This is a genomic window from Exiguobacterium sp. UBA7533 (genome assembly GCF_002479335.1).
Classification (GTDB): domain Bacteria; phylum Bacillota; class Bacilli; order Exiguobacteriales; family Exiguobacteriaceae; genus Exiguobacterium_A.
The window spans coordinates 26,284-49,230 of the sequence record NZ_DLMP01000018.1 but is presented as its reverse complement, the minus strand read 5'-3'; the positions used below and the strand labels follow the sequence as shown (position 1 = coordinate 49,230).

Genomic DNA, 22,947 nt, shown 5'->3' with positions numbered 1-22,947 from the left:
ATGAAAAATATAATTTTAACTGGTTCTAAGGGATATCTAAGTACATCACTAAAAGAATTCTTTAATAAACAAGTCAATCAATTTTATGCTAAGACAATTTCACTGAGAAATAATGAATGGGAAAAAATCGATTTTAGTAATACTGATGTTGTAATTCATTGCGCAGCATTAGTTCATAAAAACGAGCAGAAATATAAATTAGAAGATTATATGAAAGTAAACAGCGATTTAACATTGGAATTAGCTAAAAAAAGTAAAAGAGAAGGTGTTAAGCACTTTATTTTTTTTAGTACTATGAGTGTATATGGTGTTGAGGAAGGGCCAATAAGTATAGACACACAAACAAATCCAAAAACTTTTTATGGACAATCAAAATTAAAAGCTGAAAATTTATTATTAGAATTAGCATCAAAAGATTTTACAGTTTCTGTTTTAAGACCACCAATGATTTATGGTAATAGTTCCCCTGGTAATTACAGAAAACTTTCTTACTTAAGTAAGAAAATAATATTTTTCCCTAATATTAACAATAAAAGAAGCATGATTTTTGTGAAAAACTTAGAAATTTATGTAAAAGAGATTGTTTTAAGAAGAGCCAGTGGAATCTATCTCCCACAAAACAACGAATATGTTTCTACTATAAATTTAGTAAAAGAAATTCGGAATAATCAAAGAAAACATACAATTTCTTTTAAGTTGCTTAATCCTTTAATAATGTTTTTTTCTAAAAAAAATAGTTCATTAAACAAGTTGTTTGGAGATTTGTATTACAAAGAAGATACTGATCAATTAAATATAAAAAATAAAATGTATGATTTTAAAGAAAGTATTCGTATTACGGAAGTAGGTCTAAGTAAAAACTATGAATAAAGTATCAATAATAACTCCTGTATATAATTGTGAAAAATATTTAACTAGGACAATTGAGTCCGTTCAAAAACAGACTTATGAAAATTGGGAAATGATATTAATTGATGATTGTTCGACAGACACATCTAAAGAAATCATAAGGAAATTTGAAATCTTTGATGAAAGGATTAAATACATAAAAAATCAGCAAAATAGCGGTGCAGCTTTGTCTAGAAATAAAGGAATTGAAGTTGCAAGAGGTGATTTCATAGCATTTTTAGATAGTGATGATGTCTGGGATCCATATAAATTAGAAAAGCAACTTAATTTCATGATAAAAAATAAATATGATTTTTCTAGTACTGCATACAATAAAATAAATGAGAATAATGAAATAATTCTAGATAAAATAAGTGTACAAAATGAAATGGATTACAAAAACCTACTAAAGTACAACTGTGGAAATTCTACAGTAATGTACAATGCTAAAAATATAGGTAAGTTTTTTATTCCAAATATAAGAAAAAGAAACGACTATTTAATGTGGTTAACTATAATTAAAAAAACAAAAAAAATTTATGGATTAAATGAAGTTTTAGCCAGTCATAGAATTAGAAGTGGTTCTATATCTCAAAACAAACTTTCACTAATAAAATATCACTGGATTGTATATAGAACTTATGAAAAATTATCGATATTTAAAACAATTGGTTTGATTCATTACTGGATTATTAAAGGTCTTAAAAATAAGAAACGGACGGTTTAGAAAGATGACAAAAAAAAATGTAGATATGATATTTGTTGTACTAACATATAAAAATACAGAAGATATAGTTGATTTAGTAAAAAGTATAAGAGAAAAGGCAACTAATAACTTTTCTTATAAAGTAATTATTGTAAATAGCTTTTATGACAATCTAACAAATGATGAATTAAAGAAAGTATCTGCTATATATAATTGTGATTTTTATTCCATCGATAATAAAGGATTTAGTTACGGTAATAACTTTGGTATTGATAAAGCTATAGAAAATTATAATTTTAAGCATCTTATTATATCAAATCCAGACATTCTCTTAAAAACCCTACCTTATAATAAAATATCTAGATATGATGATGGAAAAACAATTATAGGACCTAAAATATCAACATTAAGTGGTAATAATCAAAATCCTTTTTACCATAAGCTAACAGATTTAAGTATGAAATTATTAAAATTGAGTGCCGTAACAAATTTTAAAATTTTTATGTATATCTCTATTGTTTATTCTAAATTTATTAACAATTTTTCGAAGATTATATCTAATAACAGTAATATAGTAGATGCTTTACACGGAGCATTTATAATTATTCCATATGAGGTAGCTAAAAAAAGTTATGACAGTTCATTTAAAATATTTAACAATGAAATGTTTCTTTTAGCTGAGGAGTTATGGTTAGTTTTATTTGCGAGAAACAATATGTATAAATTTAAATATATTAATGAATTAGAAGTTATTCACAAAGAAGATGGATCAATGTCTGGCATTAACGACACCAAAAAGTTTAATTATTGGAAGAATTCATTTACTATTTTTTATGATGAATATATCAAGAGAAGGTATTAAATAATATGAATGTACTAGTTTCTATTTCAATTTTGATATTAAATTTACTATTTATTTCTATGTCATCCAAAAACTATGATCGATTAAATACACCTTTTAATTTAATTTGTAGTCTGTGGACTATAATGGTTTCGATTTCATTAATAATTTTTTACAATTTCAATTTTAGTTATTTAGGAATATTGTATATAGAGTTTATGATTATATTCTTATTTGTTGGAGAACTATTATTTTTTGCAACTGTAAAAAATAATAGTTATCAGGAGAAAAGAACTTATTTTAATGAAAACTTAGCGTTCAAATTAATGTTAATAGTTATTATTCTTTCTATGATATTTCCAATAAAAAATATATACGAACAAAATATCAGTTTATCCTCATTATTTAATTTTAATAATTTATTAGAGATAAACAACTTAATGGCTACAGAACGATACGCTGGACAAAGTAATAATGGATCACTTTTAAATAGTATTTTATTGATAAGCGTATATTTAGCACCTTTAATTGGTGGATACAATTTGAATTTTACAATTAAAAAGTCACAAATAATTTTTTGTATACTTACATTTTTGCCTAGTATATCTATAATGCTTACTCAAAATGCCAAAGCAGGAGTAATTTCTAGTACATTTTTGTTTATTTCTGCATATTTAGTCGGGAATTTAGTTAAAAAAAAATCGGGTTTTTCGTGGAAGAAAACCCTAAAGAATTTCTTTGGTATAATCATAAGTCTATGTATAATTATAAGCTTATTGTTTACTGCAATGTTATTAAGAGTTGGGAAATTCGATATATTTACAATCAAACTTTTATCAAATAAATTTTTAACATATGCTTTTGGTCATATTCCTGCATTCGATGAATGGATAAGTCATTACAAATTTACTGATATTAGTTCGATCGGTGTTAAAACTTTTTATGGCATTTTTGATTTCTTAGGTATTGTAGAACGTCAACCAGGTTTATATAAAGAAGTTGTTTTTACAGGTCCCATATTTTCTACTAATGTTTACACTTGGATGAGACCATTAATTGAGGACTTTGGAATATTCTTCTCTCTACTAATCTTTATCGGAATTGGTATTTTAATCGCGAAATACACATTTAAAATACAAAATAATAATGAAGATAAATTAAGCAGTGTTTTGTTAACAGCTATACTCTTCTTTTTAACTTATTTTGTGACTAGCGCATGGTCATATATGAGTTTTATAGCATCATTTGTATTCTTTTGTGTATATTTGATTTTAATACGTAATAAAATAAAAATTTATAAAGAGACATAAAAAGAGGGAAATCAATGAAAAGAGATTTCATACTAGTATTTATATTTACATTTATTAGCAAAGGTTTAGGGTTTGTTAGGGATATAAGCTTAGCTTATTTTTATGGTGCAAATTCGATTACAGATGCTTATTTAATTTCTTTGACAATCCCAGGAACTATTTATGAATATGTCGGTATTGCTATAACTACTAGCTTAATACCAATTTATTTTGAAGTAAAAAAAAATAAAGACTTAAAATACACTCAAGAGTTTTTAAATAACTTAGCAGCAATAGTAATTCTATTCTCTCTAGTATTGACAATTATAATCTGGATTACTGCTTTTCCTCTAACAAAAATAATTGCTACAGGTTTTGATAAAGAAGCTATTGAAACGACTGTTTTGTTTACAAGAATTGGTTCACTTAGTTTAGCGTTTTCTGGGAGTATCTTTATAATTAATACATTACTTCAAATTAACAAAAGATACTATTTAGCTATATTTGCAGGTATTCCTGCGTCTTTATTTTCTATTTTTATAATATTTATAAGCTACAAAACAAATTCGTTATTTTTAGGGTATTCTAGTTTAATTACAGTTTTTGTTCAATTTGTAACAGTATATTTCCTGTTTAAAAAAACTGTTTTCAATATTGAATTTAAACTTAGTAAAAAGCCTAAAGTAAGTTATGAAATTAAAGGTATGTTAAGTATTGCTTTACCAGCTTTTATCGGAGTTGCTATAAATCAATTGAATACTATAATTGATCGAAATCTTGCTTCTAGAATTATTGAAGGTGGAGTTTCAATATTAAACTATTCAAATAAGCTTCTTTTATTTTCACATGGACTTATTTCTGTTACTTTGGTTTCAATATTATATCCTATAATCTCAAAAAAGATTTCAGATAATGAGGGTAAAAAAATAATCTCAAAATTTTGTACTGAAAATATAAAAAATTTAATTTTGATTTTATTTCCTATTAATATAATTATGCTTTTTTATGCTGAAGAAATAGTAAATGTTCTTTTAGGAAGAGGAGGAATGACTGATAAGTCATTATATATAACAATATCTGTATTTAAACTCTATTCAGTATCACTAGTATTTTTAGGTGTTAGAGAATTTCTATTAAGAATTTTCTTTTCCTATAAAAAAGTTAAAGAAGTTACAATATTATCCATATTTTCTTTGTGTTTAAATATTTTTTTAAGTTTAAATCTTTATAGAAATTATGGATTAAGTGGTTTAGCATTTAGCACGAGTGTATCTACAGCGATTTCTTGCTTAGTTATGTATATCTATATAAATAAAAAAGTGTTAAAAATAATAGACAAAAAAATGTTACTCGAAATTTTTATAATAATAGTTACATCATATTTATCAATATGGATAACTAAAAAAATCACTTTTGATTTTATACATATTTTTATTAGTGCTAAATTCATAATCAATATTTTAATGGGGACAGGACTGTATACGGTAATAATATTATTATTAATATTTTTTAAAATAATAAAAATAAATACAAATAGTGGAGGGAGAAAATAATGAGATATTGTTCGATGATGATTTTATATAATGCTTCATCTGAAGTGGTAAATAGAATTAAAGTTTTAGAAAAAGTTTCTGAAAAAGTTTTTATATATGATAATTCCAGTAAATTAAACAAAGAAATTAAAGAATATGTTGAAAGTAGTAAAAAAATTGTGTACTACTCTAATTTTGAGAATAATGGAATTTCTAAAGCTTTAAATTGGTCATTTCAAGAAGCTATTAAGATCAGTGCTGATTTTATTTTAACTATGGATCAAGACACAGAATATACAGAGAATGAAATAAATAAAATGAAAGAATATATATCTAATCAATCAAGAAAAGATATTTCTAGAGTCGGGATTTTTTCTCCTAATTATGTGAAAATATATACTAATAAAAATAGTAAACCTGCTATAAAAACTAATGAAGTTATAGAAAAAAATTGGACTATGACATCTGGAAGTTTTGTAAATCTAGAAGCGATACAAAATATTGGAATGATTGATGAAAACTTCTTCTTATCCTACGTAGATATTGACTTAGGAACTTTCTTGAGAATAAATAACTATAAAATTATATTAGTAGGTCAATCAACGCAATATCAACAATTAGGTGATCCTATAAAAGGTTCTTTAATCAATATATTATTGAGAAAAACTCAACATAATAATTCAAGATATTACTATATGGTTAGAAATAATTTTTATTTTAGAAAAAAATATAAAGATAATAAAGAAATAGTTAAAATGTCCTACTATTTACTAAGTAAATATATATATAAAATAATTTTTAGCGAAAAAGATAAGGTCAATAAAATAAAGAGCAGTTATTTAGGTTATAAAGCTTATAAAAAGAATGAACTAGGAAAAAGAGAGGGGCTTTAAAAATGAAAGGTATAATTTTAGCTGGCGGCAGTGGTACACGTTTATATCCATTAACTAAGTCAATTTCAAAGCAATTGTTACCCGTATACGATAAACCTATGATTTATTATCCTATGTCAACTCTGATGTTAGCTGGAATTAAGGAAATCCTAATTATTTCTACTCCTGAAGATACTCCTCGCTTCGAGCAACTTTTAGGAGATGGTAAAGAATTGGGTCTAAAGATCTCTTATAAAGTTCAAGAATCTCCAGATGGTTTAGCTCAAGCTTTCATTATTGGTGAAGACTTTATTGGTGATGATTCAGTTGCTCTTGTATTAGGCGATAATATTTATTATGGTCATGGCTTCACAGAGCTTCTACAAAAAGCTTCTTCCTTACAATCAGGATCTACGGTGTTTGGCTATCACGTACATGATCCAGAACGCTTTGGTGTTGTCGAATTTGATCAGCAGCAAAATGTTATTTCAATTGAAGAGAAGCCAGAAGTCGCTAAAAGTAATTATGCGATTACTGGTTTGTATTTCTATGATAATCGTGTAGTTGAATTTGCAAAATCCTTGAAACCTTCTCCTCGAGGAGAACTTGAAATTACTGATTTGAATAAATGTTATTTAGAAGATAATTCATTACGTGTTGAACTCCTCGGACGCGGTTTTGCATGGCTTGATACAGGAACTCATGAATCACTTCTCGAAGCTTCTACTTTTATTGAGACCATTGAGCGTAGACAAAAATTGAAGATTGCCTGTTTAGAAGAAATCTCATATCGCATGGGCTACATTTCAAAAAAACAATTGATTGATTTAGCACAACCGTTGAAGAAAAATGCTTATGGTCAATATCTTTTGCATGTCGCTAACACCGTGAAAGATCGATTTCTTCAGGAGGAGGGTGTTCAATCATGAAAGTAATTAAAAGTAAATTAGACGGTGTAGTATTGCTTGAACCGAAAGTATTCGGCGATCATCGTGGTTTTTTCATGGAAAGTTACAACGAAGAAACATTTCATGCGGCAGGTATTAAACATGACTTCATTCAAGATAACCATTCGTTATCTAAAGAAGCTGGTGTTTTGCGAGGTATGCACTATCAATTAAATCCAAAAGCGCAAACAAAATTAGTTCGTGTAGGTACTGGTGCAATCTATGATGTCGTTGTAGATATGCGCAAAAATTCTCCTACTTATGGAGAGTGGGAAGGCTTTATTTTAAGTGAACATAATAAACGACAATTATTGGTTCCTAAGGGTTTTGCACATGGTTTTTGTACCCTGACTGAGGATGTAAATGTTTTTTATAAAGTTGACGAATTATACTCAGCTGAACACGATCGAGGAATTCAGTGGGATGATCCAGCACTAAATATTAACTGGCCAATTTCTAATCCGATTCTTTCAGATAAAGATACAAAACATCCGACATTTGAACAAGCAGAAAACAACTTTGAATGGAGTGGGAAATAATAATGAATATTATCGTTACAGGTGGAGCTGGATTCATTGGAAGTAACTTTGTTCGCCATATGTTACATACATATCCTACCTATAAAATCATTAACTTAGATTTACTTACGTATGCAGGCAATAAAGACAGCTTAGCTGATGTCATGGACAACCCAAATCATATATTTGTAGAAGGAAACATTACTGATCGCCAATTGTTAGATCGATTAATTCAAGAACATAACGTAGAAGGTATCATCAACTTTGCAGCAGAGTCTCACGTAGACCGAAGCATATTGAATCCTGAAGTGTTTGTGGAAACAAACATTCAAGGAACACTTGCATTACTGGACGCTGCACGGAAACATAATCTTAAAAAATATGTACAAGTATCGACCGACGAAGTATACGGTTCTCTAGGCGCAGAAGGATACTTTACTGAAGATACGCCGCTGGCACCAAATAGTCCTTACTCTGCCTCTAAAGCTGGAGCAGATATGTTAGTACGGTCTTATTTTGAAACATACGGCATGGATGTCAACATTACACGCTGTTCAAATAACTATGGTCCATTCCATTTCCCTGAAAAACTCATCCCATTGATGATTACCAATGCGATGGATCAAAAAGAATTACCGATTTACGGTGATGGTGAAAATATTCGAGATTGGTTGCATGTAACCGATCATTGTGCGGCAATCGATTTAGTTTTCCATAATGGAAAATCGGGTGAAGTCTATAATGTGGGTGGACATAACGAACGAACAAACAACCAAATCGTAGACTTGATTGTGGAACGTTTGAATGTTTCTTCTGACCTAGTGAAGTATGTAGAAGATCGTTTAGGACATGATCGTCGTTATGCGATTGATCCAGCTAAATTAGAAACAGAACTCGGTTGGAAACCAAAATATACATTTGATACAGGAATTATCGAAACTATCGACTGGTATCTAGCGAACGAAGCTTGGTGGCGTCCACTCAAAGAGAAAGCGACACTAGTTAAATGAAGAAAGTCATTATAACAGGTGCCAATGGTCAATTAGGAAAAGATCTCGTTGAGTTAATTGACGCTTCAGCATTTGAAGTTGTTGCTTTTACAAAATCAGAACTTGATATCACGAATGAGAGTGCAGTTCAAACCATCGTGAACTCGATTCAACCAGACTGGATTCTTCACGCTGCTGCATATACGAATGTCGAAGCAGCAGAAGACGAAGGGAAGGAACAGAACTGGCTAGTGAACGCTACAGGGACTGAAATTATTGCAAAAGCTGCTAAGACAGTCAATGCTAAAATGATTTACGTGAGTACGGACTATGTTTTTGATGGTACAAAAGAAACGCCTTATGAAACTACAGACGCTGTTAATCCTTTGAACGAGTACGGTAAAGCAAAATTGGCTGGAGAAAAAGCTGTTCAAGAGATTTTAAAGGAAGACGGATTTATTATTCGAACATCGTGGGTGTTTGGGGTTCATGGTCACAATTTTGTGTATACAATGTTAAAGCTATCGGAAACAAGAAGTGAATTAAATGTGGTGTCTGATCAATTGGGAAGACCTACTTTTTCAGAAGATTTAGCACGTTTTATGTGGTTTATCGTAAACCAAAAAGTAGCAGGAGGACTATATCACTTTTCAAATGAAGGCGTTTGTTCATGGCACGATTTTGCCCAAGAGATTCTTAAAGAGAAAGCAGTTAAAGTATTAGCTTGTAACTCTGATGCGTTTCCACAAAAAGCTAAAAGACCAATGAGAAGTATATTATCTTTATCTTCAATCGAGAGTTTGGGTTATGAAATTCCGACTTGGCAGGATGCTTTAAATCGTTTTAAGCAGAAACAAAAAATCAAACAAGAAATTGAGTGATAGTCACATGAAAATCACAGTAGCAGGAACAGGATACGTAGGTCTATCGATGGCCGTATTACTCGCCCAGCATAATGAAGTCACATCGATTGATATCATTAAAGAACGGGTAGAAATGGTTAACAACCGTAAATCGCCTATTGTTGATGCAGAAATCGAAAACTTCCTTCAACATAAGGAATTGAACTTACACGCTACAACAGATAACTTCGAAGCCTACAAAGAAGCAGAGTTCGTCGTCATCGCAACTCCTACAGACTATGATCCAGTACGCAATTACTTCAACACACGGACAGTCGAAAGCGTCGTCGCAACGGTACTTGCGATTAATCCGGATGCCACAATGGTCATCAAGTCGACCGTACCAGTAGGTTATACAGAAGAATTAAAAGAAAAATTCGATACACCGAATATCGTCTTCTCGCCAGAATTCTTGCGTGAAGGACAGGCGTTACATGACAACCTGTACCCATCTCGTATCGTCGTGGGCGAACGTTCAGAGCGCGCACAACAGTTTGCTGATTTATTATTGCAAGGGGCAGTGAAGAAAGACGTTCCTGTCTTATTGACAGACTCGACGGAAGCAGAAGCGATCAAGCTCTTCTCGAACACCTATCTTGCTATGCGTGTCGCGTTCTTTAATGAACTTGATACGTATGCGGAAGTGCGTAATTTAGATACGAAGCAAATCATCGAAGGTGTTGGTCTCGATAGCCGGATTGGGAATCACTATAACAATCCGTCATTCGGCTATGGTGGGTACTGCTTACCGAAAGATACGAAGCAGCTACTTGCGAACTATGAGGATGTTCCGAACAACATCATCGGTGCAATCGTCGAAGCAAACCGGACGCGTAAAGACTATATTGCAGATACGATCATCAAACAAAATCCAAAAGTCGTTGGCGTCTATCGTTTGACGATGAAGACAGATTCGGACAACTTCCGTGCGTCATCGATCCAAGGTATCATGAAGCGAATCAAGGCAAAAGGAATTGAAGTGACTGTCTTTGAGCCAGTCTTAACTGAAGATACGTTCTACAACTCACGTGTCATTCGTGACATTGAAGCGTTTAAGCAAGAATCGGATATCATTATTTCAAATCGGATGCATCCAGAGTTGAGTGATGTGGAAGAGAAGGTTTATACGCGAGATTTGTATAGTAGAGATTAATTAGCTTTGACATGTATGGGTTCAAAAATAGGAGTGCAGAATTAAGTACGCTTTTGACGTACAATTCTGCACTCCTATTTTGCATAATAAACTCTTAATTCTTGAATTAATTTTTAATATTTAATGCTACCATTGCTTTTTGTGATTCTAGAATCAATTCATCAACTTGATTATCAAGTAATGTTGGAAGAGCTTTTGATTCCGAATTATGCTCTACTAGATCTTGATTCGATAACTTATACAAAATCGCAACGATTTTGATATTCGTATCAACTAATACTTTTTCTTCATGAGTAAAGAAGTTATAGTCATTTTTACGAGAAACTAAGTTTTCTAAACGACTAACCTGTTTAAGGTAGGTATCTTGAATAAGGATTAAATCAGCTTCCATTTTAGAAGCTAATACAGCTACACGACGTAAAAAATCTAAAGAACGCTTAATGACCTTAATGACACTGTCTACTTCATTTTCTACTTCATATGCTTTTTCTAAGCTTGAATTCCCCTTAGCGTTTACAAGTAGTCCTCCGACGGCAACAACAGGACCTGTCACTGCTCCCATTAATACTTGGGAACCTAAAGCGATTCCACCACCACCTGCAGCTAGACTACCGCCACCTAGAGCAGCTAAAGCTGCGTTTGTTGCTGCGACTCCAGATAAAGAACTGATTGCAGTTCCAGTTGAAGCTGTCCCCAGAGCCATGACACCACTATATGCAGCAAAACCTGTAGCTACGCCTGCTCCAGCGGAAGCGGCTGTCGTACCTAAAACTTCAATGGCTTGTACTTGAATTTCTTCGATTTTATGAAGAGAATGTTCAGGCATCTTGAACTCACCTGTTGTTTTGTTCTCAAATTCCGGACGGTTTTTAATCTTTTCGAAAGCGCTTGAAAAGCGATCGAAATCTTTCCAGATTTCAACTTTTAGTTTCCCTAAAGATTCTAATTGTGCTCCCGTTTCACTTTCAACTTTAGTAAGTTCACGTTTTGATTTATTGTACTTAGTTTCAGCTTCTTCGACGATAGCCTTTGCATCAGCAATTTTTTTTACACCTTTTGTACCCGCTGTAACACCTGTAATTCCTGCTGCGATTGCGATTCCGCCAATAATAAATGGAAGTGGCATTTTCATCAAGTCTCCTTTTTTTTCAATTCATTACAAGCTGCTTCATTTAACGCATAGTACTCTTTTAAAGAATAAAATTTATAAAAATGATGCTGATACATCGCATCAATTTTACATTTCAGAGGTCTTTCTTCGTAAATTGAACACATATTGGATTGTTCATCAAAGTGAACACAGATGCCATCACCACGGTTTAAATCATCGTAAATCGAAGAATTATCTAGAGATTTGCAACAGAGTCCGCATTGGCTACATGGGAAACTCATAATTTAAACTCTAAAATTGTATTAGAATCATCCATAAAATCATCCAAACCACCAATCGTTCCATCGTAAGCTAAATAGACATTATATTTTTCGACGATGTTTGAAAGAGTTAAGTTTATTTCTTGATCAGATGTGGTGTGTTCTATTTGGTTAGCAATTTCATTCGTCATCTCTACTTGTAATTTAAAATAATCTAAATCGATATTTTCAAGTTCAGCCACATAAGCAATTAGTGACGCATGAACCTTTTTAAAATAATCGAGTTTGTGATCGAACGATGATTTAAACTGATTCAACCAGTCGACAATTTTCTTTATTTGTTTTGAGTTCTCAATGTAGTAAAGCAGACTTACGCTCATTAATCCTGTCACACTGGCCCCGATAAAGGTCGTTAATACTTCACCAATAATCGGAATGTTCAAAGCAGGAATTTTACTCATGGCTTCCGTGACGATTGTTCCTAATATGACTGACATACCAGTAGAGAGTAGAATGGCAACGGCCTTTAAAACTTCTCCATAAGGAAGATTATCAGGGTTGATAATGAGGATATTCAATGCTTCTACAATTGTTGAAAGGCTCTCTCGGATAATTTTTACTACATGTTTTGCAGAAGTAACAAATATATTAATTAGAGTCGTTACCAATGAAGCAAGAATTCCTGATAATACGCCATTTGCGAATCCTTGAATGATTTCTTTATATTTTGCTTGTACATTAATAAAAGCTTGTTTTATGATTTCTGAAATTTTTTGGAAAAATAGACCTAACTTGAATTCATTTTTCATCGTTTTTACTAGTTGTGGAATTTCTTTTTTTATTAAGATAATTACTTCAGCTAAGATGATTCCTAATGCTTGCTTTAGACCCATATTAAATCCTAACTTGTAGCTTGCTTGGATTGTGTCATTTAAGAATTTAGAGCTTGAATAATACTCTTTAGAAATTTGTTGATCATAATGTTCTCGAGCTATTTTCTCTGCATTCTCCATTTTCTTCGCATCGACCGATTCGAGCTGTGTCAGTTTATTTAATTCTTTTCTATCTCGATCATTAAGTTGAGACTGACTTTTGAGTTCAATAATTCGACCTTGGCGTTCTGCTCTTTTCTCATTTAACAATGAAGTAAATTCTTGAGTCGTTTTAGCTCCCTTTGAACGATTGATGGAACGGTTAGTGTGTTTTAAGTTCGTTGATTGATTAGCTAAAGTGACACCATCTAAACCAGCCAAAACTCGACCTGGATCATTTTGAATTTCTTTTGCTGATATTACATGATCTAGATCGATATCGGCATTTCTAGCGACGGTTTTTCCAGTATACGCATCAACTAAAGTTCCTTGTTTTTTTTGAATGGATCCTGTGCGGTTTTGAGAGATATAGTTCGGATCGCTGTGATATTTAGAAGACTTCTTTTTATCGTAGTTTCCGTTTAAATCATAGTTAATTTGATTTTGTTGATTTGCATATCCATCGAATCGTGTATCACCGTTGTAGGCAGCGCGTACATTGTGAATGGTGTCTACATCACCGCCGTGACGATCTTGTATAAACAATAGATCTAAGCCAAATGAAGTAATTAAACTTTTTATCAGTACTCCTTCATATTGTTTTAAAAGATCTTTAATATGAGAACTGGATTCAGGATTTTCAAGGTGATTAGCCTTCAAGTCAGGAATAAGTCCGTAAGTATTAATGTCGATCACATGATCACCTCTGAAATAAATGTTTAATATACAGATAATAACATGTTAATTTATGTATATACCTAAAAAATAACTTTTATTAAAGATGTATTTTTACTAATTGTTTAAAAGAGTGATTTTTAGGATTCCATTAAGATGAATAATAAAATCAAATTAGTCTTGCTTAGAATTCACTGATATAGGTAACGATTGTATTTAAAATGATATTTCCTTATATTTCAAATTAGTCCTTCATTTTTATTAGCTTTTCTATAATATGTAGGATAGCCGTTGAAGAATAAGGAGATGAAAAAATGAAAAAAATGATAGCAGGAGCTGTAGTGATTTCGCTGTTGTACCCTGGAATACCAGCATCAGCAAGTGTCAGTCTGCCAACTGTCGCTCAAATTAAAGAAAACGATGTGACTGGAAATAACATGATCATTCGAGGCAATACGATGTATCACTCCGATTACGAAGGAACGAAGCTCTTTGATTTAAAAACAGGTATATTGTTACGGAAAAATCCTACGGGGGATACATTGCTAGATGTTAGTAAGGACGAGTCGAAATTCATCGCCAAAGAATTTTGGCACACGTACTTTACGATTTATGATGCGTTCGGAGACGAAATTCGTACGATTGACAGTCTTGAATACAATGGAGAGACGTATCGATTCAATAGCGGGATCAAAGTGAACTTTTTGCCGAACTCCTCGAAACTCGTCATCGCATCAGACGACCATATTTTCTTATATGACCTGAATAGTGAAAAGGTATTAGCTGCTCGCGGGATTGACACATATGGTGCGCTAAAAGTATCGAATGATTACATCATGATTGGTGATAACACCTCGATTCGTGTCATGAACCATAACTTAGATTTGATAACGGAAGTGTTACCATCAGAAAATATCATCTCATACGATCTGACACGATCGAATACGCTTGTTTTTAATACGTATAGCTCCCGTATCTATCAGTCTAAGAGTCCATACAATAAGTCGGTCCTCTCGACACTGAAAACCTACGATGATATTGATTTAGACGAGAGTGGCATGTTCCTTGGTACTTCTAAAGGAATCTTATATGATATGCAAACAGCGAAGCGAATTTATACAAATCTAGACGAGTCACGGATTGCCTTTAACGAAAACTCGTCTAGAATCATTACGACAGGTGACCCGGTTCGTGTCTACGATACGAAAAACTTAAAAAAGCGAACTGTGAACGCACAGATTAGTACAGACTTTAATTCATTGATTGTTCGAAATGATATGACGCCGACGTTTGTCGCAATAGCGAAAGACGGTACGAAAACGAAATTGACGAATCAAGTCGCGTGGCGCTCGGATAATTCACAAATCGCTTACTTCTCAAATGGGAAGTTAATCGGAAAATCGCCTGGTAAAGTAACAATCAAAGGGACATATGAAGGGTACACGGCCACACTTTCATTAACCGTCAAAAAAGCATCAAACATAACGAACGTGAAATGGTTAACGTCTCAGAAGAATATGTTGAATCAAACCGGAACGTTCGTGAAGGCTTCGCATAAGTTGTATGATTCTTACTCTAAAGTAAAAGGAACGAATGGAAAGTTCTATTACCAAGGAAAAGTCTATACGAGTGGTATTTTTAAAGGGAATGCGTTGTACGGAACATATCGCAATAAGAAAACTGTGGACGAAATACTTTTACCGATGAGTACGGAAAAACGGAACGATATTAGTGAAAAACAAATAATGGATGTTTTCGGAAAACCGAAGAAGTCTTACCGATTCGACCCGGCGTTGTCTTCGAAATTGATGCGAGGGAACAGCGCGCTTGATCAACATCAAATCAAAAAAATAAGTCTCTATACTGTCAAAAAGAAGAATGCTTTAGAAGTAGTCTACGATGAAAAAGGATATGTCCGATATTTGCATCTGTTTGAGTCAACTCCTGAATAATGAATCGTATCTTTAATAAGGATGAGGAGGACAGGAAGATGACGACATGTTCGAGTTGCCAAACGAGTATTCAAAAACAGTATGAGTATTGTCCGAAGTGCGGAAACAAGGTTCAATATGAAGAACTCAAAAAATTGAACGAAGAAAAGCCGGTTAATTTTTATGAGCAGCAAAACATCGTGACCAGAACATCAGATGGTCCGTTGATTAGACTTATGATGTGGGGAAGTCTGATTGTTTACTTGATCAGCTTGTGGATCTATTCTGCATACTTTAAAGAGCAACACAATCGAGGATTTTTCTTCCAAAGCGAAGAGAACGTGATGTCGGTATTCGTGCCGATTCTTCTTATTGTGGTGATACAGTTTGTTTTCCTCTCGACATCGATTAAAACGAATCAGAAAAAAGTATGGATCATCCCGTGTAGTATTACATTGCTATCTGCACTCGTCTTTTTCAATATGTATCGAGAATTAGATCAATTGCAGCTAGCTTATGGTATTTCAGGAAGTATTGTCGTTGAGGCGATGCAAGCTTTGACTATTATATACGTAGCGTTAGGCGCTCTTTTTCTAACCATTCCAGTAATGATTTCATTAAAGAAAAGATAAGAAGCATACCCACGGATGCTGTAGACATCAAAACGAGCCGCTTCAGGCTTGTTTTGATGTCTTTTTATTGTTCATCCAAAAGTGAAGTGCTGTGTGTCGAGTAAGGTTCATTCGTATGCAGCGATCACTCGTCTTCTTTTACTGAAATCATTGCCAAGGAAATAATACTAGTGATACCGAAGATACCTTCCGCTAGATAGACTTACTTAATAATAAAAGATGTGGACAGGTATTAGACTAAAAAACATCTGCAGAATGAACTTTTGAAAGTTACTGTATTGAAAAAATAGACATTGACCACTTGTACAGAAAATAAATATGAGGATTTGGATGGTTGTGTAAAATTAGAAATATAATACAAAAATAAATATTAGCTAGAGATTTCTTAAGGAGTGAATTTAGGTGAAACAATCAAAAGGAACGTTCATCGTAGTGACTGCATGCATACTGATATTACTCGTCGGGGGAGCGATCTATAAGTTAAATCTGTTTGATTCGAGTTCAAACAACGCAACAAAGCCCGTCCCGTCTGTAAAAGCGGATGAAACGAAGGAAGAGAATCAAACGACGACGATTGCGACGATTGATTCCTCGATGAAAGGGCAACAACAAACCATTACGGGAACGATTCTAGATCGGTCCATGAGTAAAGGGCATGTCTTTCTAAAAGTCAAAGATACGACTGGAACGATCAGTGTGCCCATTTTTAAAGACAAAGCGATTGATGCGACAGAAATGAGTGTCGGTCAGAAGATTGCTGTTACAGGGGAAGTGAATGAATACCAAGGAAAGATTGAAATCATTCCTCAAGCCCCAAAGGATCTCGTCGTGATGGAGACAAAAGAAAGCGAGCGTCTCACAAATGACGACATCGGACAAACGAAGACGATCTCTGCCGAAATTGTTTCGAAATATGTTCATCCGAAGGGGCATATTTTCTTGACGGTCGAGAGTGAAAATGGACAGTCACTGAAAGTTCCGTTATTTTCGACATTACAACCAGATGCTACGTCGTACCCCGTTCATGCTACAGCTATAATCACAGGAAAAGTAACCGAATACAAAGGTGAGTTAGAGCTCGTACCGGAGACGTTAGGTGATGTGGAGGTCACAAATAAAAAAGCAGAGACGGTGCAAACACGTCAGATTTCATCCATTAAATCGTCAGACCGTGGATCACAAGTCGTCGTCGAAGGAATGGTCGAGCAAGTAACAGAGAAGAAAGGACATCTCTTCTTGCAGTTGACGCAAGACGATTCACAGATTAAAGCGGTCTTATTCAAAGCCGACAATGATGAGATCAAGGGAAGAAAAGAGCGCATTGAAAATGCGATGACTTCTCGTTTTCCGATTCGTGTCGTAGCGACCGTCGATGTCTATCAAGATGAACTCGAACTCATCATTGATAAAGTTTTAGTGGATTGAAGGAGACGCTCATGACACAACGACAATTACTCATCGTCAATGTATTGGTATCTTTTTTACCATGGGTATTTCCCGCGGGAATCAGTTTAGTGATGTTACTGATCCTCGGTCTAATCAGTGTCTACGCCTGGTACATACAGCGCGACTATGATCAACGAACCGCCTATATGACACTTGTCGGGATGACACTCTTGACTACGTTCCATTTCTTTTTATTTGATCAATTGATGTCGGCACTCTATGTCGTCCTTTTATGTATGAGCTTTATCGTAATCAATCTTTTGTCAAAGCAAATACAGGTTGCTCCTGAGGCTACAGAAATAGTTGCTTATAAATCAACACCTACCATGGACGTGGCACGTCAAGAACACGAATTGACACGAGCACTGATGATGCAGATGGATCATTACATGGAGCAGGTGTTGCGAACGATGGAGAACGTCATGCAAAGAACGGAATCGTCATCCAATCAAAAAATGGCTGAACTGCACGCCATGATGGAAAATCATTCGCTGCACATGAGGAAAGATCTTGAAGGATTGCATGGGAAGATTGATCGAACTGCAGACGTGACAGCTGAACAGTCGGAAGCCATGATGGCTGATTTACAGATGGCTCTTCGTCTTCATGAAAGCAAAGATGAGACGTTACAAGAAGTCATGGAACTGTTGAAAGAAAAGTCTTCTGACGGATTAGACGTCGAGACGATGCGGCAAATCATTCAGGATTTACAACTGAAAGATGTGAAACCCATGAATCGGCACTACGTTGAAAACCAACAGATGAAGGATTTATTCTATCGCGCTTTTGATGAAGCACACTCTGACATCTGTATTGTCAGTCCGTGGTTAGGGAATTGGCTACTGAGAGACAAAAACCTGAAGAATAAAATAGAGGCGGCACTCAAACGTGGCGTGGATATCAAAATCGTCTATGGTATCGGAATGGATAAAGGAATACGGGACGATCGAGCAGTCACGTCTGAAAAGGTCGCGAAAGACTTGAAGAATAGGTGGCTGAAAAAAGGCTACCCAGGGAAAGTAAAGTTACATGTTTCGAATACCCATTTCAAACTCTTGATGTGTGATGAGACTTATTTAGTCATCGGTAGCTATAATTTCTTGTCGAATCAAGGAAAGTTTGGAGAGTCAGGATCTTGGCATGAGGCTGGCGAGTATGCTGAAGATACAGAACGGATTCGTCAACTAAAAGAGATTCATTTTTCGTTTTGAAATAAAGTAGATGTCACATGGTAACGAGAGCGATGTTTACACGAATGTGATTGATGAAATCAAATGAAATTGCGGATATTAAACGTACGATGACGAATAGTAGTTACTCTCTAATTGTTCGATGCATAGTATTAAACGCAAATAGCGGTTCTCCCCAACAGGAGTTCCGCTATTTTGTTGTGTCGATGAATGTGAGTCTCCGTAAGTATCATGGAAATTGAACTTGGAAAATAACGCATACTGATTTTTAACTGTATCCAACGTAAAGACTGAAGTTATGTAATGATTAAAAATTGACCTATTATCACGAAAGAATTATTTTTAAATTACTAATTATTGTAAAATTAAAATGTAAACATATTGCTAATGAATAGAATCGAGGATGAATCATGAAAAAAATTATTCAAGTAATCCTGCTGATCAGTGTATGTGTCACAAGTGTATTCTTCCATGCCCCTAAAGCAGATGCAAAAATCGTTGCGATGGGATACACACAGCTTACTTTTCCAGGGTTAGAAGGGAATGAAGGAATGAGAAGACATAGCTATACGTGGAGTCAAGAACGTGTAGGAAAGACAACTTATCATACTATATTTTTTAAATCTCCTTATCAGGATGATCAACGTCAATTTACGAGTGTTCTCATGTTCAAAATTGATTCAAAAGGAGTTCAAAAGCAAGTTCGCAAGTACCTATTCCGAGTGGACGGTGATAAACCAGAAGCATTCCTCATCAGAACGAAGACCAGCTCTCCTGGGACTTATTTTTATCATGTTCGCTCGGAATCGGTTTTCCATGATGACATCCAAGGTCCAGCCTATACGGAAACGATACATGTGTTAGTCAAGTAAATCAGTTTTAGATGAAAAAGAAGAATAATGCTTGAAAGGCGACACACTAGCGAGTAATCGGTGTGTCGCCTTTATTTTAAGTTGATTTTTTTGAGGGGGCAAACACCTAATCGTACTTTTATTTCAAATAAAAATGTGTTGGGAGTGAGTTACAGATGGAGACCGACGAGAATTTTATGATCGAGTAGTTTCGTATACTGGAGCGTATGGAAGAATTCATTGCCGAAGTCACATGGTAAGAGTTGAATATGGATCATGTGGTAGCTGTAAGATACATTCGGGTGTGCTTTTATTATGTTCAGGATTGTCTGCTCTTGCGATGCCGGGCTGATGTCGTAGATATGGAAAGAGATGATGTTATGACAGATACGAAACGGGGCGATCGTGAGGGTGAACGGCTTATGATGGGCGAATCGATGTTCCGTTGAAACAATCGAACCGGTGATGACGAGCTCGTTAGGGGTAATCCGTAATTTCGGATGCCAAAAGTCTTTAAATTCAATCGCAATGACGTCACGTAAATCTTCTTCCAAGACATGAGTGGTGACAAGAATATCCGATGGGTTACCGAGATAATCGTTATCCGTATTCATAAGTAGGCTCCTTTGGGTGGAATCAATGATGGATGAATCGGGGTAAGTACATATACATGGTTTCTCCTATCCGAAATGGAAAGAGATTCAATAAGATTGTAACTTTTTTCCTTATTTTTTTGTTCGCTTATTAAGTGTTTAGGGAAAGCGATTCTTGATAATCCATTGGAAATTGGTCGTACGGTTTTATTGTTCATCGCGTCAGTCGCCATCTAAAGGAGGAGCCATTCATGACACACTATGACTATCTCGATCAGTATCTATTGACGCATTCGAAATATGCAACGCACACGATTAAGGCGTATCGGAGCGACCTTCGACAAATGAGAAGTCATCACGTCGATTGGTCAGTTGCGTCCTTACAGCGTTATTTTCACTTGATGAAGGCACATTATAAGCCGTCGACGATCTTGCGACGCTATCATGTCTTACACCGGCTCGGAAATGTCCTCGTCGAGCGACGGCGGATCAAAAAGAATCCGATGGTCGAGATCCGTCCAATCGTTCATCAACGTCTCCAAGATGAGACGTATCATGATAGTGAAGAGCTGATCCCCGTGATTCGACAGATTCAAGATCCAACCTATCGCCTCTTTTTTGAGGTGATTAGCCAAACAGGCCTCCGCTTCATGGAGGCCCGTTTGTTGACGGTGCAGGATTTTGATCTAGCGAAGAAGGAACTGTACGTTCGTCACGGGAAAGGCGGTCGAACACGGACAATTCCGATCGGAGAGACCCTCTGCGATAAGATTAGTCTATTTCTTACAGGTCGCACGACCGGTTACTTGTTTCAGTCCGTCACGGGACGGATGATCAATGAACATGCGGCAAGGAAGGCACTTCGCGAGGTTGGATTTACGTCCTTGAAGCGTCACGTCCGTCCGCATATGCTCCGGATCGCCTATGCGACCTATCTTTATCAGCAGGCAGGATTGAAGTTGCTCGATATAAAGCGTCTGCTTGGTCACGCCAGCATCTCGACGACGGAAGGATACATCCGCAGCCAGACGAATCACGTCCGGGACGTCCTCAATCGTCTGTCCGCTTGAGTCGATTGACTGACGTATGGGCAATGTCGTGCGATGGTAGGACGTAGTGTTGGGTCGTCCGGACATCGCTGTGACCAAGCAAGCGCATAATCGTCAGAATGTCCGTCTGATGGACGTGATAGAGCGTCGTTGCGAACGTCACCCGGATATCGTGCGGACGCAGGATCCGTCCGAGACATACTTGACTTGCTTCTTTTAGGACACGGCGAAACTTTGCTGGATTGACCGGACGTCCGCTGTCTTCGCAAAATAATGGAAGTGCATTAGGACGAATCGTCTCGATATAGCGCGTCAGGACATCGCGCAACGCATGATGCAGTGGAACCTGACGTGATTGATCACCTTTACCGCTTCGGACGAGCACTTGATCGCGCGCAAAGTCGACGTCTACGAGCCGTAAGTCACGGGCTTCTGAAAACCGCAGTCCCGTGTGCAAGAGAAGGAAGCTAAAGGCATAGACAGTCTCGTCGCAAATCGTCTCAAGGACACGATGGACGTCGTCGTACGTGAAGGCAAGTCGTCGGTAGGGTGCGGGAACCGGTTTTTTGACGCGTGCCAACGGATTCGTCTGGAGCGAACGCTCGGCGACGAGTTGATCGAATAAAATGGAGAGAGCATGTAGTCGCCGAGCCGCAGTTGCTGGGGCGTAAGTATCGCGTAGGAACTTACCGTAGCGTTGCAGAGACGGAAAATCGATTCGTTCGACGTGGTGACAGAGATGCCGAACGTCGGAGCGATAGGCTTTTTTCGTCAAGGGGCGATAGTCCGCCTGTTCGATGATCGCAAGTAGGCGTTCTTGATAGTAAGTCATCATCCGAGGAGGAACTGGACTTTCTGCCGGAGTTCCGACTTCAATGAACGGAGTCGCGCCGGGGAGTAACCGAGTGTCTCTTCCGTACCGTGCATCAAGGCTTCGAGAAACGTGTACTCTTTATTCGACAGATCCCGTTTAAGTTCGCTGAGGAGATAATGAAAGGAGACGTTCGGTGTCCGAGGAAGCTCCGGCATCGTCTCGACTGCGACTTCAGTCGCAAGCGTCCGGTTACGGGTCGCTAAGTAGTCGAGCATCGCCCCTTTTGCTCGAATCCGGGCGAAGGTGACGGTCATGACCTTTCCTTCTTCAATTGATTTCCAAAGTCGGAGTAGAGCAGCTTGTCGGCATTCATCATGTTCGTTCGGATGGATCGAGAGGCGGGACAGGAGGGAATTGACGAGGGGAATCCAGTTGCGTAGTAAGTCGTTCATGGGTATCCGTTTCTTCAGATATGCATAGCTGGTATGTATTCCGCGGTAATTTTAGTATAAGTAGAGTTATCCGCCGGGCGCAACGTTTCATTTCTTCAATCATGCCAACGGTTTCTTTAACTTTTAAGTAGCGTAAGTGATGCGATTCCTCGTCAATCTACCAGTTCTCTTCAGTTAACCCCGCATTCTAAAGCGACTGTCTTCAGGATAACTCTACTTATCCGCTGGGGTGTTCGGGATAGATTCTGATATAGAGAATTAGCAGGAGAGGAGAC

At 35.8% G+C, this 22,947-nt stretch carries 23 protein-coding genes; 17 read left to right on the top strand and 6 right to left on the bottom strand.

Annotated features, from left to right (window positions below; translation table 11 throughout):
• From B2U10_RS14750 to B2U10_RS14700, 11 genes are read left to right on the top strand one after another with little or no spacing between them, the layout of a single operon-like run.
• Window positions 1–870, top strand: coding sequence for an NAD-dependent epimerase/dehydratase family protein (locus B2U10_RS14750; protein ID WP_214805575.1), 870 nt, complete (start codon window positions 1–3; stop codon window positions 868–870).
• Window positions 863–1,615, top strand: a complete 753-nt coding sequence (locus B2U10_RS14745) for a glycosyltransferase family 2 protein (protein WP_214805573.1) — start codon at window positions 863–865, stop codon at window positions 1,613–1,615. Before B2U10_RS14750 ends, B2U10_RS14745 begins: the two co-directional genes overlap by 8 nt.
• Window positions 1,616–1,619: 4 nt before the next feature.
• Window positions 1,620–2,456 carry a hypothetical protein gene (locus B2U10_RS14740; protein ID WP_214805571.1) on the top strand — a complete coding sequence of 279 codons (837 nt, stop codon included), beginning with the start codon at window positions 1,620–1,622 and terminating at the stop codon, window positions 2,454–2,456.
• A gap of 5 nt (window positions 2,457–2,461) precedes the next feature.
• Window positions 2,462–3,745: an O-antigen polymerase gene (locus tag B2U10_RS14735; RefSeq protein ID WP_214805568.1), complete on the top strand. Its 1,284-nt coding sequence runs from the start codon at window positions 2,462–2,464 to the stop codon at window positions 3,743–3,745.
• A gap of 14 nt (window positions 3,746–3,759) precedes the next feature.
• Window positions 3,760–5,277 carry a murein biosynthesis integral membrane protein MurJ gene (gene murJ, locus B2U10_RS14730; RefSeq protein ID WP_214805566.1) on the top strand — a complete coding sequence of 506 codons (1,518 nt, stop codon included), beginning with the start codon at window positions 3,760–3,762 and terminating at the stop codon, window positions 5,275–5,277.
• A gap of 14 nt (window positions 5,278–5,291) precedes the next feature.
• Window positions 5,292–6,149 (top strand): glycosyltransferase, encoded by an 858-nt coding sequence (locus tag B2U10_RS14725; RefSeq protein ID WP_214805564.1) that lies wholly within the window; start codon window positions 5,292–5,294, stop codon window positions 6,147–6,149.
• 2 nt (window positions 6,150–6,151) lie between these two features.
• A complete protein-coding gene (gene rfbA / locus B2U10_RS14720; protein WP_214805562.1) occupies window positions 6,152–7,057 on the top strand; it encodes a glucose-1-phosphate thymidylyltransferase RfbA in 906 nt (301 codons plus the stop codon).
• A complete protein-coding gene (rfbC, locus tag B2U10_RS14715; RefSeq protein ID WP_214805560.1) occupies window positions 7,054–7,614 on the top strand; it encodes a dTDP-4-dehydrorhamnose 3,5-epimerase in 561 nt (186 codons plus the stop codon). The genes rfbA and rfbC overlap by 4 nt, the downstream gene beginning before the upstream one ends.
• A 2-nt stretch (window positions 7,615–7,616) precedes the next feature.
• Window positions 7,617–8,603 (top strand): dTDP-glucose 4,6-dehydratase, encoded by a 987-nt coding sequence (gene rfbB, locus B2U10_RS14710; protein ID WP_214805558.1) that lies wholly within the window; start codon window positions 7,617–7,619, stop codon window positions 8,601–8,603.
• Window positions 8,600–9,463, top strand: a complete 864-nt coding sequence (gene rfbD / locus B2U10_RS14705) for a dTDP-4-dehydrorhamnose reductase (RefSeq protein WP_214805556.1) — start codon at window positions 8,600–8,602, stop codon at window positions 9,461–9,463. Before rfbB ends, rfbD begins: the two co-directional genes overlap by 4 nt.
• Before the next feature lie 7 nt (window positions 9,464–9,470).
• Window positions 9,471–10,637, top strand: a complete 1,167-nt coding sequence (locus B2U10_RS14700) for a nucleotide sugar dehydrogenase (RefSeq protein WP_214805555.1) — start codon at window positions 9,471–9,473, stop codon at window positions 10,635–10,637.
• A 106-nt stretch (window positions 10,638–10,743) separates the two neighbouring features.
• On the opposite strand, the gene B2U10_RS14695 is transcribed toward B2U10_RS14700, so the two are convergent.
• From B2U10_RS14695 to B2U10_RS14690, 3 genes are read right to left on the bottom strand one after another with little or no spacing between them, the layout of a single operon-like run.
• Window positions 10,744–11,763, bottom strand: a complete 1,020-nt coding sequence (locus tag B2U10_RS14695) for a hypothetical protein (protein WP_214805554.1) — start codon at window positions 11,761–11,763, stop codon at window positions 10,744–10,746.
• A gap of 5 nt (window positions 11,764–11,768) precedes the next feature.
• Window positions 11,769–12,029, bottom strand: coding sequence for a YkgJ family cysteine cluster protein (locus tag B2U10_RS15575; RefSeq protein ID WP_214805553.1), 261 nt, complete (start codon window positions 12,027–12,029; stop codon window positions 11,769–11,771).
• The gene (locus tag B2U10_RS14690) at window positions 12,026–13,735 is read right to left on the bottom strand and encodes a hypothetical protein (protein ID WP_214805552.1); all 1,710 of its coding nucleotides are present in this window, start codon (window positions 13,733–13,735) and stop codon (window positions 12,026–12,028) included. The genes B2U10_RS15575 and B2U10_RS14690 overlap by 4 nt, the downstream gene beginning before the upstream one ends.
• A gap of 293 nt (window positions 13,736–14,028) precedes the next feature.
• On the opposite strand from B2U10_RS14690, the gene B2U10_RS14685 reads away from it, so the two are divergent.
• The 5 genes from B2U10_RS14685 to B2U10_RS14665 all read left to right on the top strand — a co-directional run bounded on the left by B2U10_RS14685 (window position 14,029) and on the right by B2U10_RS14665 (window position 19,785).
• Window positions 14,029–15,666, top strand: a complete 1,638-nt coding sequence (locus B2U10_RS14685; protein ID WP_214805551.1) for an Ig-like domain-containing protein — start codon at window positions 14,029–14,031, stop codon at window positions 15,664–15,666.
• A 38-nt stretch (window positions 15,667–15,704) separates the two neighbouring features.
• On the top strand, window positions 15,705–16,277 hold the full coding sequence (locus B2U10_RS14680; RefSeq protein ID WP_214805550.1) for a zinc ribbon domain-containing protein: 573 nt from the start codon (window positions 15,705–15,707) through the stop codon (window positions 16,275–16,277).
• 402 nt (window positions 16,278–16,679) lie between these two features.
• Window positions 16,680–17,702, top strand: coding sequence for an exodeoxyribonuclease VII large subunit (locus B2U10_RS14675; RefSeq protein WP_214805548.1), 1,023 nt, complete (start codon window positions 16,680–16,682; stop codon window positions 17,700–17,702).
• 11 nt (window positions 17,703–17,713) lie between these two features.
• A complete protein-coding gene (locus B2U10_RS14670; protein WP_290788581.1) occupies window positions 17,714–18,934 on the top strand; it encodes a phospholipase D-like domain-containing protein in 1,221 nt (406 codons plus the stop codon).
• Window positions 18,935–19,323: 389 nt separating this feature from the next.
• The gene (locus tag B2U10_RS14665) at window positions 19,324–19,785 is read left to right on the top strand and encodes a hypothetical protein (protein WP_214805544.1); all 462 of its coding nucleotides are present in this window, start codon (window positions 19,324–19,326) and stop codon (window positions 19,783–19,785) included.
• Between the two features lie 149 nt (window positions 19,786–19,934).
• Here B2U10_RS14665 and B2U10_RS14660 read toward each other — a convergent pair whose 3' ends face one another.
• Window positions 19,935–20,378 carry a hypothetical protein gene (locus tag B2U10_RS14660; protein WP_290788578.1) on the bottom strand — a complete coding sequence of 148 codons (444 nt, stop codon included), beginning with the start codon at window positions 20,376–20,378 and terminating at the stop codon, window positions 19,935–19,937.
• Window positions 20,379–20,608: 230 nt separating this feature from the next.
• Between B2U10_RS14660 and B2U10_RS14655 the strand changes: the two genes are divergently transcribed.
• Window positions 20,609–21,427 carry a tyrosine-type recombinase/integrase gene (locus B2U10_RS14655; protein ID WP_214805540.1) on the top strand — a complete coding sequence of 273 codons (819 nt, stop codon included), beginning with the start codon at window positions 20,609–20,611 and terminating at the stop codon, window positions 21,425–21,427.
• Here the strand turns inward: B2U10_RS14655 and B2U10_RS14650 are convergent.
• Both B2U10_RS14650 and B2U10_RS14645 read right to left on the bottom strand, forming a co-directional pair.
• Complete coding sequence (locus B2U10_RS14650; RefSeq protein ID WP_290788571.1) at window positions 21,408–22,238, bottom strand: tyrosine-type recombinase/integrase; 831 nt, start codon at window positions 22,236–22,238, stop codon at window positions 21,408–21,410. The genes B2U10_RS14655 and B2U10_RS14650 overlap by 20 nt on opposite strands.
• On the bottom strand, window positions 22,238–22,672 hold the full coding sequence (locus B2U10_RS14645) for a sigma factor (protein ID WP_029342674.1): 435 nt from the start codon (window positions 22,670–22,672) through the stop codon (window positions 22,238–22,240). The genes B2U10_RS14650 and B2U10_RS14645 overlap by 1 nt, the downstream gene beginning before the upstream one ends.
• Window positions 22,673–22,947 lie beyond the last annotated feature (275 nt).